General features: G+C 37.0%; 9 protein-coding genes. All 9 read right to left on the bottom strand.

Annotated elements, in window-relative coordinates:
• Positions 1-78 precede the first annotated feature (78 nt).
• A complete protein-coding gene (gene galE, locus ABEB23_RS11695; protein ID WP_348812786.1) occupies positions 79-1,107 on the bottom strand; it encodes a UDP-glucose 4-epimerase GalE in 1,029 nt (342 codons plus the stop codon).
• Between the two features lies 1 nt (position 1,108).
• Positions 1,109-2,158: a UDP-glucose--hexose-1-phosphate uridylyltransferase gene (locus ABEB23_RS11690; RefSeq protein WP_348813089.1), complete on the bottom strand. Its 1,050-nt coding sequence runs from the start codon at positions 2,156-2,158 to the stop codon at positions 1,109-1,111.
• Between the two features lie 139 nt (positions 2,159-2,297).
• Entirely contained in the window at positions 2,298-3,470 is a 1,173-nt protein-coding gene (gene galK / locus ABEB23_RS11685) for a galactokinase (protein ID WP_348812785.1), read from the bottom strand.
• A 119-nt stretch (positions 3,471-3,589) separates the two neighbouring features.
• The gene (locus tag ABEB23_RS11680; RefSeq protein WP_348812784.1) at positions 3,590-6,016 is read right to left on the bottom strand and encodes a DUF4982 domain-containing protein; all 2,427 of its coding nucleotides are present in this window, start codon (positions 6,014-6,016) and stop codon (positions 3,590-3,592) included.
• A 55-nt stretch (positions 6,017-6,071) separates the two neighbouring features.
• A complete protein-coding gene (locus tag ABEB23_RS11675) occupies positions 6,072-7,121 on the bottom strand; it encodes a glycoside hydrolase family 53 protein (RefSeq protein WP_348812783.1) in 1,050 nt (349 codons plus the stop codon).
• Positions 7,122-7,128: 7 nt separating this feature from the next.
• Positions 7,129-8,223, bottom strand: coding sequence for a glycoside hydrolase family 53 protein (locus tag ABEB23_RS11670; RefSeq protein WP_348812782.1), 1,095 nt, complete (start codon positions 8,221-8,223; stop codon positions 7,129-7,131).
• 1 nt (position 8,224) lies between these two features.
• The gene (locus tag ABEB23_RS11665) at positions 8,225-9,277 is read right to left on the bottom strand and encodes an aldose epimerase family protein (protein WP_348812781.1); all 1,053 of its coding nucleotides are present in this window, start codon (positions 9,275-9,277) and stop codon (positions 8,225-8,227) included.
• Between the two features lie 160 nt (positions 9,278-9,437).
• A complete protein-coding gene (locus ABEB23_RS11660) occupies positions 9,438-11,660 on the bottom strand; it encodes an alpha-galactosidase (RefSeq protein ID WP_348812780.1) in 2,223 nt (740 codons plus the stop codon).
• A gap of 92 nt (positions 11,661-11,752) precedes the next feature.
• Entirely contained in the window at positions 11,753-14,887 is a 3,135-nt protein-coding gene (lacZ, locus tag ABEB23_RS11655) for a beta-galactosidase, LacZ type (RefSeq protein WP_348812779.1), read from the bottom strand.
• Positions 14,888-14,991: the final 104 nt, after the last annotated feature.

Here is a 14,991-nt window from a genome sequence, read left to right as displayed (position 1 = left end):
AGTCCCTAATTTAGGGCTTGATTTCACAACTGTTTTTTACCTCATCAACTGATTTCATTACCTTTAACAGCTTTTTTCTTAAACCAATTCCTTTCCTCGAACCTTTTGTTCCCATTTCCAGGCACTGGCCATGGCTTCTTCCAGAGTTGATTGTGTTTTCCAGCCCAGAATACGATTCGCTTTGTCAGTATTGGCGTAAGCCGAAATAACATCTCCTTCTCTTCTGTCAACAATTTTGTAAGGCAGTTTTTGTCCGCTAACTTTTTCAAAAGCGTTAATCACTTCCAGCACCGAACTTCCTGTTCCTGTTCCCAAATTAAAAATTTCTAATTTCTCTGCGTTCTTTTTGTCCAATAACCTCTGTAAGGCGATTACATGGGCTTTCGCCAAATCGACTACGTGGATATAATCACGAACACAGGTTCCGTCAACCGTTGGATAATCATTTCCATAAACTGATAATTCTGCTCGCAAGCCCATTCCGGTTTGAGTGATAAAAGGAACCAAATTTTGAGGTACTCCAATAGGTAATTCCCCAATTTCAGCAGAGGGATGTGAACCGATCGGATTGAAATAACGAAGTAAAATCGCATTCAGGCCACTTACTTTAGTGACATCCGTAATAATTTCCTCTCCGATTTGCTTGGTGTTTCCATAAGGCGACATAGCCGGTTGAATAGGTGTCGTTTCTGCAATTGGCATTACTTCTGCCTGACCATAAACCGTACAAGAAGAACTGAATATAAAATTCGCCTCTGGTTTATGCTGCAATTCCTGTAAAATATAAACCAGTGACGCAATATTATTTTCATAATACAATAATGGGTCTTTGACACTTTCCCCTACTGCTTTTGAAGCGGCAAAATGAATAACCCCTGCCACATCAGCATGCTCTTTAAAGAAACTCTGAACATCCTTTTTCTCTCTTAAATCTATGGCTGAAAAAACAGGTTTCTTTCCTGTGATTCTTTCAATACCATCTAAAACTTCAATCGAAGAATTGGATAGATTATCGATTACCACTACTTCGAAACCTTGATTTTGCAATTCCACAACGGTATGAGATCCTATAAAACCTAAACCTCCTGTAACAACTATCTTACTCATCCTATTTGTTTTTATAATGTACGTCCGACAGTGCTTTCAATACGGCAGCACTTTTCTCCGGTGTAATATCTCTTTGTGCTTCTCCCATCATTTCGTAACCCACCATAAATTTCTTTACAGAAGCTGAACGCAACAAAGGTGGATAAAAATGCATGTGAAATTGCCATTCCGGATGCAATTCCCCATCCGTTGGTGCTTGATGAATTCCAGAAGAATACGGGAACGAAGTCTCAAAAAGATTATCGTATTTTATCGTAATTAGTTTAAGAATAGCAGCATAATCCGAAACTTCCTCCGGAGTAAAATCGGTTATTCTCAAGATATGACGTTTGCTGATAATCATCGTTTCAAACGGCCAAATAGCCCAAAAAGGAACCAAAGCCACAAAATGATCATTCTCAATCACGATACGCTCCTTCAGTTTTAATTCTTCCTGTAAATAATCCTGCAACAGATTGCTTTGATTCTTTTCGAAATAGGCTTTCAAACTGTTTTGTGTTTTCTCCACTTGGGTAGGCAAAGAAGATTGCGCCCATATTTGTCCGTGCGGATGTGGATTGCTGCATCCCATTACGCTTCCTTTGTTCTCAAAAATCTGCACATGATTGATGTAGTCTACATTTCCTAAATCGGTGTATTCTTTTTGCCATGTTCTGATAATGGTCTCAATCGCGGGAAGTTCCATCTCTGGCAAAGTCAAATCATGCCTAGGCGAGAAACAAACCACTCTGGCAATACCGCGTTCTGGTTTTGCTTTGAAAAAAGTAGGATTAGACTCTTCTTCAAACAAAATGGGTTCTTGTTTTACGGCCGCAAAATCGTTATCAAAAACAAAACTCGATTCATAGTTTGGATTGGTTTCCCCATTGGCACGAACATTCCCCGGACACAAATAGCAGGTAGGATCGTACTGTGGAAGCGCATCCGTATGAATTTTTTCATTTTGTCCTTGCCAAGGTCTTTTTGCCCTGTGCGGAGACACCAAAACCCATTCGTTAATCAATGGATTGAAACGTCTGTGTGGATCTTCGTTGATATCAAAATTTTTCATCTTATTCATTTTATGTTTTTTACCGCAAAGCGCGCAATGATTTTTACTTATTATTTATATCCCACAAGGGTCGCAAAGCTTTGCGTTCCTTGCGCTTTTCAAAAAAAAGCCTTTGCGTTCCTTCGGTTAAAATTATTATTTACCCTACAGGTTTATATAATGATGTTCCGTTTCCGATTTTAACATCATAAATTTTTAATTCTATTCCAAAAGTATCGAAATAAAGTGCCTTAAGTTGCTCTTTGATTCGCTCTTCGTGTCCTTTCTTAATCAAATTGATTGTGCAACCTCCAAAACCGCCGCCCATTAATCGGGAACCTACTACCGCTTCCTCCTTTTTAAGTGTATCGACAATCATGTCTAATTCCGCACAACTCACTTCATAATCCACCGATAATCCTTCGTGCGTTTCAAACATTAATTTGCCTAAAGTTTGAATATCGCCTTTATCCAAAGCCTCACAAGCCAGGGTTACGCGTTTAATCTCTTTTACCGCAAAAAGACTTCTCTTGAATACATTCTCGCTCATTTTATCCTTTACACTGAGTACTTGACTTTCTGTGCAATCCCTAAAACTGTTTATCTCAGGGAAATTATTTTTTAGAATGGAAAGCCCTTCCTCACACTCTTCCCTTCTGGTATTATAAGCCGAAGAAAAAAGCGAATGTTTCACATTACTATCAAATAAAATCAAAGAATACTCATTAAAATCAGCATCATGATATTCATACTCTAAAGTTCTGCAATCAATTTTTATCACTTTGTTTTCCTGTCCCATGACACTCGAAAACTGATCCATAATTCCGCAATTGATTCCTACCCAATGCTCGGCGCTTTGCCCCATTAAGGCAATATCAACCGGTTTTATTTTCAGGTCAAAAAGCTCGTTGATTCCGAACAAAAATCCACATTCCAGTGCTGCAGAGGAAGACAATCCCGAACCAACAGGAATATTACTGCTAAAAACGCAATTGAATCCGTCAAATTTAAAACCCTTACTTTTCAATTGGTTGATGACACCGCGCAAATAGTTTGTCCAAACATTATCGGTTAATTCCATGTCAGTTGTAAGATCAACTTCAAAAGAATCATCCAAATCTATGGCAATTATTTTTGATGTATTGGTATAGTTTTTTTCGAAAGCAAAACAAATGATTTTGTCAATCGCCGCAGGCAAAACATAACCGTCGTTATAATCGACATGTTCACCAATGATGTTAATTCTTCCCGGAGAAAGAACAATTTTTTTTGGTTCAGAACCAAAACTCTCTTTAAAGAAAGAGACTGTTTTTTTAATTAAAATATCGTTCATTGTTTTTGAATTAAAAGAGTACCCTTTTGTAAATTTTCAGTTGCAGCACTAAGCTGTATGTTTGTTTTTAATTTTTTTGTTTCAAGGATGATGGTTGTGATTCCATCTTCAGCTTTTTATTATTTTGTAGATACCAAGTTTAATTTACCGCTCTTAAGCCCAGCACCATTTACTTCAAGTTTTACATCACCGGCTGTTGTTGTAGATTTTACAAGCACTACCAATTTTCCGCTAAAAAGTTTCATGGTATCTTTATGAAACATTTCGAGTGAAGTGGCATCGCCATTGCAGGCAGCCCTGTAAGTACCCGCTCCTGTAACCTTAAATTTTAACTGATTAGTTGCCGTAGGACAAGGAATTCCATTTTTATCAACTACAGATACTGTTACGAAGGATATATCTTCTCCATTGGCGGTGATTGTTTTCCTGTCCGCGTCTAGAACAATTTGATAAGGCTTACCGGCAGTATGCACTTCTTCTTCAGCAACAGCTTTACCATTGTCATCATAAGCCACAACTTTTACCGTTCCTGGCTCATATTTCACATCCATCCACATCAGACGATAGCGATTCTGAGGTGTATTTTTATTTTTTTTCTGCACTCCCATACTTTTGCCATTTATAAAAAGTTCAGCGCTGTTGTAACTCGTATATACAAAAACGGGAGTTGTTTCTCCTTCACGTCCTTCCCAGTTCCAATGTGGTAAGATGTGAAGAGTTGATTCCTTCGCATTCCAACGGCTTCGGTATAAATAATAACGGTCTTTAGGCAAACCGGCTAAATCGTTAATTCCAAAATAAGAACTTCTAGACGGCCAGCTTTCGTCATAAGGCGTCGGTTCTCCTAAATAATCAAAACCAGTCCAAACAAATTCGCCAATTACCCAAGGTTTATCATCTTGAAGCACAAAATCTTCATCAGGTACATTAGACCAGCTGCAGGCTTCCAAATCATAAGAGGAAGACTGAAAATCTGGATACTGTTTGTTTTTTTCCTGAACCACAGGAAATTTATAAATCCCTCTGGAGCTAACAGTCGAAGCTGTTTCTGAACCTAAAATAAACCCTTGCGGAAATTTATTAAACGCCTCATCATATAAATGCACACGGTAATTCAATCCCGGAATATCCAGCAGCGCTCCAAAACCAGATTCCATAGTCGCTTTTACTTGATCCATACCAACAGTTACCGGACGTGTTGGGTCCTCTCTATGAAAAATTTCTTGCAACCACTTGGCTCGTTTTACACCAGCTTCCCCCCATTGATCGGGTACTTCATTTCCAGAACTCCACATCACAATAGAAGGATGATTCCTTGTTGCCTGCACTAAATTCACGATGTCTTTTTCGGCATAATCCTCAAAAAAACGATGATAACCATTTTCTACTTTTGGCTTTGCCCATTCATCAAAACTCTCAGCTAGAAACATAAAACCCATTTCATCTGCCAACTCAAGCTGCTCGAAAGAAGGCATATTATGTGAACTGCGTATCGCATTACAGCCGAGATCTTTTAGTATCACCATTTGTCTGCGCAATGCAGCTTTATTTACTGCAGCTCCGAGGGGACCAAGATCGTGGTGAAGGCAAACTCCTTTAAATTTGGTTACCTTTCCATTAAGACTAAAGCCTTTATTGGCCTCGTATTTTATTTCCCTAATTCCAAAACGTGTGGAAATCTCATCTTTCAGTTCTTTTCCAACATACAATTGCGAAACCGCTTTATACAAATAAGGGGTTTCGGGACTCCACAATTTTGGCTTTTCAACTTTTATATTTTGATCGAATTCCTTTCCGAATTGAATAGTCGATTCTTCTGAATTTAATTTGTGCCCGTCAGCATCAAAAATAGTAGTGACTAAACGGCTGTTTTCGCCAGAAGCTTTAGTTTTAATATTTATTTTGGCAACATCTTCACTTATAAAAGGAGTGGTTACAAACTGCCCCCATTGCTCAATGCTTTCGTTGTTTTTTATAATAACACTTACTTTTCGATATAAACCAGCACCAGGATACCAACGTGAAGCAAATTCTTTATTTGTTAGCTTTACCGACAATGTGTTGGCTCCTTCTTGAATAAATTGGGAAACATCAAAGTAAAAATAACTGTAGCCATACGCCCATTCACCCACTTTTTTACCGTTTAAATACACTTGAGGTTCGCTCATTGCACCTTCAAAAAGCAAGAGTATTTTTTTCCCTTTTGAATCTTTAGGCAATGTAAATGTATTGCGGTACCACGCTGTTCCAATATGAGGTAAAGCCCCTGTTCGTCCAGTTTTTTCGGTAGCTATATTTTCTCCGTTTTGAACAATGGCCACATTCTGTATATCTACATTTTTATCAAAAGGCCCGTAAATTGCCCAGTCATGCGGAACGGTTACGGATTCCCATTTCGAATCATTAAAATTTACTTTATACGCCCCATCAAAATCACCTTTTTGGAATTTCCAATTGGTATCTAACACTTTAACCTCTCGTGTTTGAGACAAAGCCATTTGTGTAAATGCTAAAAATATAACGAGAATACTTATCAGTTTCTTCATTTTTAAACCTATATAATTATTTAATATCTATGCAATTAAGTTTCACTAATCAAAACTATTCTTTAAACGCATCCAAAGCCGGCGAAGGTTTTCCATCAGACTGCCAAGCGCTTAACGAGTATTGACTCCAACTTTTTTCTCCCTGTGGTTCCCAATAAATAACACCCAAGCCTTTATTATTTGGTACGGCCTTTACCGCTTTAATTGTTGCGACCAACATATCATAGGTGTTTTGCACTTTGTCATATTCACCACCTACTTCTACAACCATCACTTCCTTATTATATCTGGAAACCATATCATTCATATTATTTGCCAAATCTGCAATAGTTTCGGTATAGTCTTTCTTGATCCAAAAAGGGTAATAGGACATTCCAATTACATCATACTTTACATTATTTGCTTTTGCATTGTCAAAAAAAGTTCTGAATTTTTCACTGTTATTTCCTTCATCCAGATGAACGATTACTTTGATTGATTTATCAATTGCTTTGGTCGCCTCATATCCTTTATTAAGCAATTGTGCTAATTGTCCCCAATTTGATGTACTGCCTTCCGGCCACATCATGCCTCCCGGAATTTCATTACCAACTTGCACCCATTCCGGTGTTACTCCAGCCGATTTCAATGCATTCAAAACATCGTAAGTATGACTGTACACATCGTTTAACAAGTCTGGAAAAGAATGGTTTTCCCATGCTTTTGGTTTGAATTGTTTTCCGGGATCTGCCCACGAATCACTGTAATGAAAATCAATCATGATACGCATTCCCATTTTTTGAGCACATAAAGCCATCTCAACTGTTTCTTCTTTACTGCAGTGTCCGCTAGCTTTATCATCATTTGGATTTACCCACACACGAAGACGAATGGTATTCATTCCTCTGTCTTTCAATAATTGCAAACAGTCTTTTTGGGAACCATCAGTATCATAAAATTTGTATCCTGTAGCTTCCATCTGTGGTAACCATCCTACATCAGCTCCTTTTGCAAAAGAATTCTTTGGGGAAGATTGGTTAATATTCTTGGTATTACCGCAGGAATACATTAGCAATACCATTATGGATATTAAAACGAATCGGAATTGTATTGGTCTGTTTTTCATAGCTCAATTAGTTATTAAAGGCCTGCAGAACAGGTAATGCTTTGTTATTAAAGTCATAAAAAGCCTGGTTCTCGAAAGTAGAACCGTTTGTAGCTTCATTGCCTTTGAAAGAAATCCATTCACCTCCCCAATACGCAAAACCTTGTCCGTATGCAGATGATTTTACTATTTCTTTAATCGCTAACACAAAACTTTTTTGACCTTCAGGAGTCGCCGGATAACCTGAAACCAATTGCGACTCTAGGCCCATAATGTTGTTCGTCCAATCATTATACCCTAGCGTAAACGGATAAGCTGTTTCGGCGATCAGTACTTTTTTATTGAAAGTTTTCCCTAATGAATTGATAGTAGTTTTTACGACTGTCAAATCTTTTCCGTGCCAAATAGGATAATACGACAATCCTATATAATCGTAATCGATAGTTTTAAGTTTATTAAAAAACCAGTTGGTATCTGAAGCAGAAACACCTGCGTAATGAATCATTATTTTAGCATTCGGCGCTTTAGAACGAATCGTGGCACTTGCCGTTGCCAGTATTGAGAGACATTGTGTTTCCTGATTAATTAAATGTCCTTCTGGCCAAAGTAATCCACTATTAATTTCGTTTCCGATCTGAATAATATCCGGATTAATTTCTGATATAATAGTTGATGTGTAGCCTGCAACCGCTGTTTTCAAATCAGCGAATGATAAATTTTTCCATTCGGCCGGTGTAGTTTGAACGGCAGGATCGGCCCATGTGTCTGAGTAATGCACCGTCAACCATACTTTCATTCCGGCTGATTTTACCCTTTGTGCCAATGCTTTTACCTCAGCCATACCTGAATGACTGCCGACAGGGTTTTTCCAAAGACGAATTCTGACAGTGTTACAACCTGCATTTTTCAGGGTCGTCAGCATCCCTTCCGCTTTAGCGTTATTGTACAAAATGGTACCTAAACTTTCTATCTCAGGTAAAAAAGAAATATCTGCAGCTCTAATAAAAGTATCTTCCGCAACTGGCGGCTCAACAACAGGCACTTCATTTGTGTCACTGCTTGAACAAGAAAAAAACATTCCCAGCAGAACAAATAATCCCAAAACTGAAATGTATTTTTTCATACTAGAAAGATTGAAATTTATAAATGGTTTTGTGAAAGTAAATTTCCCCTTTTCTTAAAACCGAAGATGGAAAATGATCGTGATTAGGTGCATCCGGGAAATTTTGGGTTTCAAAACAAATACCACTCAAAGAATGATAATCTGCATTTTCTTTCCCTTTTATGGCATTGAAGCAATTACCCCCAACATAAATATGTACACCCGGTTGATTGGTATACACCGACATTCGCAAATTATTCTTTTTATTAAAGAGTGAAGCTGCCAATTCGTTTTTCTTTTCTATAACAAACGTATTGTCTATTTTTGAAGGACAGGGTTTGGGCTGATTAAAATCAAAAGCATTATTTTCTAAATTTATAACCCTACCAGTTGGGATATTTTCGGTTGTAGTTTCCAACATCTTATCAGAATTCACAATTAATTCCTGTTCTGAGACAGCTGAATCATGACCATCAAGATTAAAATAACTGTGGTGGGTTAAATTCAGTACCGTATCTTCGGTTGTTTGCGCATTATACTCTATGATTAACTCGTTGTTTTCAGATAAAGTATAGGTCAATTCTACAGACAAATCTCCGGGGTAGTTCCCTTCATTGGCAGGACTTAAACAGCTAAAAGTAATAGATGGACTGAAACCCTCTTTTAGATTTTTTACCTCCCAAACTTTTTGACTGAAATTATTCTTTCCACCATGTAAAGAATGCCCATTGTTGTTCTTATCTAAATGGATGGTTTCTCCATTCAGGTTAAAAACAGCATTGCTAATTCGGCCGGCATAGCGGCCAACAGTAGCTCCAAGATATGGTGCACTCGCTAAATCAAAGGAGTTTATATAATTTTCTAAAGTGTCAAAACCTAAAACCACATCAACCATTTCTCCATTTTTCAATGGCATTTTTAAGGATGTAACGGTAGCACCATAATTGATAACTTTCAACTTTGCTCCCTTTTTATTCGTTAATTCATAGGAATTCACAACTTCCCCATCAGGCATTGTCCCAAATAATTCCATTATAGAATCGATTATTAAATGTGATATACGTTTTAATTTCATTGTTTTTTTGTCAAATGTGAAAACCAAAATTAAAAAATATTGTTCGATAATACATACCAGTACCTACCAGTTTTTGAGTCGTATAAAAAAAACCTCGAATGTTTACCATCCGAGGTTTGATTACTAAATCAAAACGTATATTCTAATTGTGTTTTTTGTCCTATTTTACTTCATTAATTTCAAGAATAACACTAGTTCTTTGCAGGGTAACATTTGGATTGATTCCAACTTTCATTAAAAAATCTCCTGTGTATACTTTATCTGAAGCGATCGTTGAAGTAGTTCCCGGATACAAGTTAATTTCCTTTACTGTGTATTTTTTCTTTGGATTTAATCCGTCCAGAACAACAGGTCGTTGGGTTGCCGTTAATTTATAACGGTTGTTTACCAAATAATTAAAAACGACTGATTTGCTCTTTTCAGGATTGACATACATTACCGCCGAAATATCATTTTCATGAGGATTTACTAAGCGGTATAAATCACCGTGCCAAACAATATCTTTGAAAGAATTGTAATTTGCGATGGCCTCTTTACAGAATGTTTTGTCTTTTTCATTCAAATGACTGGCAACAATATCAAAACCTAATTTACCCATACTCGCTACATCAATTCTAAACTTAATAGGTTGCTTCCCCCAGTCGGTAACATGGTTATCGGTGGCAATTGCAGGGAAGAAATAAGAGTAATCCCATTGCAGAAATATGCGTTCTACAGGCTCCGTATCATCACTTGGCCAGAATTCGGTAAAATATTTCAAAAATTCATAGTCAGCACGACCACCTCCGCCAGAGCACAACATCATGGGTACTTTTGGATATTTGGCGCGAATACGTTCCAAAACCTTGTACAATCCCTTGACATAATCGATATACAAATTAGATTGTGGAATTCCTTTTTTATTAAGGTAAGCCGAATAAGCGTTGTAAATTACAGCATTACAATCCCATTTTATAAAAGCCAGTTCCGGATTTTTGACAAACAAATTGTCTACAATTCCAAATACAAAATCCTGCACTTCTGGATTCGATAAGTCAAGAACCATCTGATTTCGATAATACACTTCAGGTCTTTGAGGCTGACGAATCACCCAATCCTGATGTTTTTCGTACAATTCGCTTCTTGGATTTACCATTTCAGGTTCAATCCAAATACCAAACTTAACACCTTCTTTTTTGGCTTCCTTTACCAGATGACCTAAACCATGCGGTAGTTTTTTAACATTTTCCTGCCAGTCTCCAAGACCAGCATCATCATTATTTCGGGGATGTTTATTACCAAACCATCCGTCATCCAGCAAGAACATGTCAACCCCTAAATCTTTGGCATCCTTAAATAAAGCGCTTATTTTATCTTCATCAAAATCAAAATAGGTCGCTTCCCAGTTATTCAACAAGGTAAGTCTTTCACCTTGCCCATCAAGCAATCGGTATTTTCTTGCCCAATCATGAAGGTTTCGACTTGCTTCTCCTGTCCCATTATTAGATAAGGCATACAGTAAAGCGGGAGTTTTGAAAACCTCATTAGGTTGTAACGAATATTCGGATGCAAATGGATTAATTCCTGCGATAAGGCGAAGATTTTTATAGGAGTCGATTTCGTAATCCATTTTGAAATTCCCGCTCCAAGCCAATTGTCCCATCATTACCGTTCCTTGATTTTCGGAAGCGGGTTTACCAAAGGATAGAATAAAATTTGGTGTTTGCAGTAGCATTGCCCTAGTTCCCATTTTTGAATCGATAGTTCGGATCCCTTGCAAAAGCTTAGACTCAACAGGTTGCATTTCTTTTAAATATTCTCCTTGAAAACTGGTAAGATAAAAGTCTTTATTGGTGAAATATAAATTAGCCGATGCAAATTTCTGAAGTAAAACAGCTTTCTTCTCACTATGTTTTATTTCCGTCCACTGTTCGATGATGTTTTCTTTTGCCCAAACTTTATAGCACAAGGTAACTTCAAATGGATAAACAGGATCTTTCAAAAGAATTCTTGTCAGTGTAGCATTGTTATCAACTCTTTCTTTTTTATGACTGATATATTTGAGTTCTAAAGAAGGATTTCCATCAGCATGCTTGACCTGTATAGCCGGTTCAGATAAGTTCCATGTTCCTGCCGGAGTATAAGCACCGTTGTAGACTCCTGCATTGGAATCGTTAAAATTATAGGCATCGAGAACACCAGGGTACTCACTTTCATTTTCGAGAGGTTTGCCAAAATAAATTGTTTTCAATGTATTAGAAGCATCCGTCTGCAAGAGAATAAGATTGCTGTCAGTCGCTATAGGAATGGTTACTTTCTGAGCCGACAGATTGATGACACTTAGAACGAAACATAAAGTGAACATGTATTTCTTATTAAAATTGGAGTTTAGTTTTTCTTTCATAATTCTTGTTTTAAATGTCATCATCTTTAATGGGCTTACTTCTTTTTATGACTTTTCATATACTCCAAGAAAGCCATAATTTTTCAACTCCTTTAATTTTTTTTAGGTTTGATAACAAACCCATAACTGTATTCTTTATTTTTCAATTGATATTGTTCATGCGGTAAAGCTCCCCAACTGTTATCTCCACCCACACCTCTTTGAGCTAAATCAACACAGATTATAACCTCCTTACGAGGAGTTATATCACTGGTGTGACGGTATTTTTTGGTTAAACCCGGATCAAAATCTTCTGGATAATTATGCAGTGCACTAACTCCTAGCGGCTGTAAACCTTCTATTTCAATTCCATTCCCTGAATTATTTGTAAGTGTTAACCAACGAACATCCGTTTTATATCCATTTTCCTGAGGGCGCGTATAAGGAACATATTGATCTGCAACTTTACTTTGATAAATTCCCTTTAGAGAAGCGGTATTTCTATCTTGATAGTTTTCCCAAGGTCCTCTTCCATAGTAACTAAAATTATCCAACTCTTTTTTGAGAGAGAACAGCATCCCAAAACGAGGCATTTCTGCCAATGGATTATTTCCTGCTTTGAAAGAGTTTTGAACGGTCAGACTTCCATCCGAATTCATCGAGTAAGTAATAGTACATGTAGACGCTACGTCTTTTAAGAAAAGGGTTGCCACAACAGTTGTTTTACCTGATTCTTCTTTAACCTCAATAGCATTCAAACTGCTGAATCTTCCCACCGATCTCCACACATTACTGGTTACTTGCATATAACTTCCAAAATCATTATCCGTTGGAGCACGCCAAAAATTAAGAACCGGTAACTGATTGAAAAAACGTTCTCCACTAGATTTGTAATCCTGAATCAAACCTGTGTTTTTGTTTATTGTCACTTCAACACCAGACGCACTAAGTGTAATACCATCTTTAGTTTCTTTAACAGTAGGTTTTGACCCTTTATCTACTGCTTTAACAAAATATTTACTCTCACTAATTGAAAATTGTTCTCTAGCCACTTCAAAATTTTGAGGCAACACTTCAGTACCTTCAACAGTATAAGCATAAATATTCAAAAGATATTCAACTCCATCTTTTGATTGTAATTTTGGCAATTCAATTTGAATTTGCTTCTTGGATTGCGGTGCAAGATTTATATCAACAGTACCTCTCTTAATAACCAATCCATTTTCTAAAATCTCATATTTAAAAAGGTATTTATCAAGATTTGTATAAGCAAATCCATTTTCTACCTGAATAAGTCCATTATTCAAATCAACCCCTGAAAATAATATATCCTGATACACCTTTTTTACTTCAAAAGCACCCGGATGAGGCGTGCGATCTGGCCAAACTAATCCATTGTGACAAAAATTTTCATCATTCGTATAATTTTGACTTCCCATATCACCACCATAAGCCCAATATTTACGTCCTACCTCATCAGTCATTTCAAATCCTTGATCTACCCAATCCCAGATAAACCCTCCTTGCATATTTTTACTACTATGGATAATGTCCCAGTATTCCTGAAAATTTCCACTACTGTTACCCATAGCATGCGAGTATTCACACATGATATATGGGCGCTTTACGTCTTTGCGTTTAGCATATTCTTTCATGTATTCCATACTTGGGTACATTGGGCAAACCACATCGGTATTTTCTTCTTCTCCAGCTTGTTCAAATTGAACCAGTCTTGTTTTGTCTCTCTTTTTGATCCAATTATAAGCCTCTTGAAAAACAGGTCCATTTCCACATTCATTCCCCAAAGACCAAAGAATAACAGATGGTTGATTTTTATCGCGTTCGACTAAGCTGTAAATACGATCCATGTGAGCAGCTTTCCACTCAGGCAGATACGCAGGGTGTTTTGTTTTGTCAAAGGAACCTTGTAATTCAGCTCCCATGCCATGAGTTTCTATATTAGCTTCGTCTACGAGAAATAAACCATATTTATTGCATAGTTTAACCCACATTAAATTATTTGGATAATGACTGCACCGCACTGAATTAATGTTTAGTTGCTTCATCATCTTGATATCCTTCATCATGGTTTCTTTATCCTGATAATGCCCAGTTTTAGGATTGTGCTCATGAATATTGACACCGTGAACCATAATTCTAACACCATTAACCAATAATTGTCCATTTTTCAATTCTACTTTTCGGAAGCCGATTTGCGTAGAAAGCGTTTCAATAAATTTTCCTTCCTCATCCCTTAGTGTAAGTAATAAAGTATAAAGATTTGGCGTTTCATTACTCCATAATTTAGGCGATGAAACATTTTGTGTGAATGTGGTTGATTCTGTTGAATTAGCCCCTAAATTTATTTTTATTGCTTTTTTGAAAATTTCATTTCCATTTGCATCTACTAATTTAGCTTCAACAGTTTGGTTGTTTTTTGCAACCGCATTCATATTTTTGAGTTTGACATCAACAGACAGACTCCCGTTTTTATAGGAATCGTCAAGATCCGGACGTGCAAAGAAATCTGCAATACGGGTATTAGCCGTACTATAAAGATAAACATCACGGTCAATTCCTGACAGGCGCCAAAAATCTTGATCTTCTAAATAAGAGCCGTCACTCCAGCGATATACCTCAACCGCAACCTGATTTTTACCTTCTTTTACATATTTAGTTATATCAAATTCAGTTGGACTTTTTGTGTTTTCACTGTACCCTACTTTTTCTCCATTTACCCAAATATACATCGCTGAAGTTCCTGCTTCAAAATGAAGGTAAACACGGCGTCCGTTCCAGTTTTCTGGCAACTCGAAAGCACGACGGTAAGACCCTACTGGATTATCTGCATGATCTATAAACGGTGGATTTTTAACAAATGGATAGATAATATTAGTGTAAATCGGAATTCCATACCCATTTAATTCCCAGTTAGAAGGAACTGTAATCTCTTTCCAATTGATTGTATTAAAATCTGTTTTGAAGAATTCTTTCGGGCGTTGGTCTGGTGTTGGCGACCAATTAAATTTCCATTTCCCATCTAAGGTAAGAAACCAAGGGGAACGGGTATAATCATCTGCAATTGCCGATGCCTCATCAGCATAAGGCAAAAACGCGGCTCTTGCCGGTTCTCTATTAATCTGAAATATTGCCGGATTTTCCCAATCATTACTGCTTGGTTTTTCTTGCGCACTTACAATTAAAGAAAAAAATGTAAAAACGCAGGTTAAAATTGTTGCTTTTTTCATGTATAATGAATTTTTGTAATCTGATTATTTTTATCAAATAAACATTAAATAATGGTGATGTTTTTATAAGAGATGACAAATGATTAATACACTACTATGTAGCC

It is taken from the genome of Flavobacterium maritimum, from assembly GCF_040049085.1.
GTDB lineage: Bacteria > Bacteroidota > Bacteroidia > Flavobacteriales > Flavobacteriaceae > Flavobacterium > Flavobacterium maritimum.
This window is presented reverse-complemented; position numbering and strand designations above follow the sequence as displayed.

Coding starts and splice junctions, on each gene's coding strand:
- galE (WP_348812786.1), bottom strand. CDS start 1,107: ATGAGTAAGATAGTTGTTACAGGAGGTTTAGGTTTTATAGGATCTCAT.
- ABEB23_RS11690 (WP_348813089.1), bottom strand. CDS start 2,158: ATGAAAAATTTTGATATCAACGAAGATCCACACAGACGTTTCAATCCA.
- galK (WP_348812785.1), bottom strand. CDS start 3,470: ATGAACGATATTTTAATTAAAAAAACAGTCTCTTTCTTTAAAGAGAGT.
- ABEB23_RS11680 (WP_348812784.1), bottom strand. CDS start 6,016: ATGAAGAAACTGATAAGTATTCTCGTTATATTTTTAGCATTTACACAA.
- ABEB23_RS11675 (WP_348812783.1), bottom strand. CDS start 7,121: ATGAAAAACAGACCAATACAATTCCGATTCGTTTTAATATCCATAATG.
- ABEB23_RS11670 (WP_348812782.1), bottom strand. CDS start 8,223: ATGAAAAAATACATTTCAGTTTTGGGATTATTTGTTCTGCTGGGAATG.
- ABEB23_RS11665 (WP_348812781.1), bottom strand. CDS start 9,277: ATGAAATTAAAACGTATATCACATTTAATAATCGATTCTATAATGGAA.
- ABEB23_RS11660 (WP_348812780.1), bottom strand. CDS start 11,660: ATGAAAGAAAAACTAAACTCCAATTTTAATAAGAAATACATGTTCACT.
- lacZ (WP_348812779.1), bottom strand. CDS start 14,887: ATGAAAAAAGCAACAATTTTAACCTGCGTTTTTACATTTTTTTCTTTA.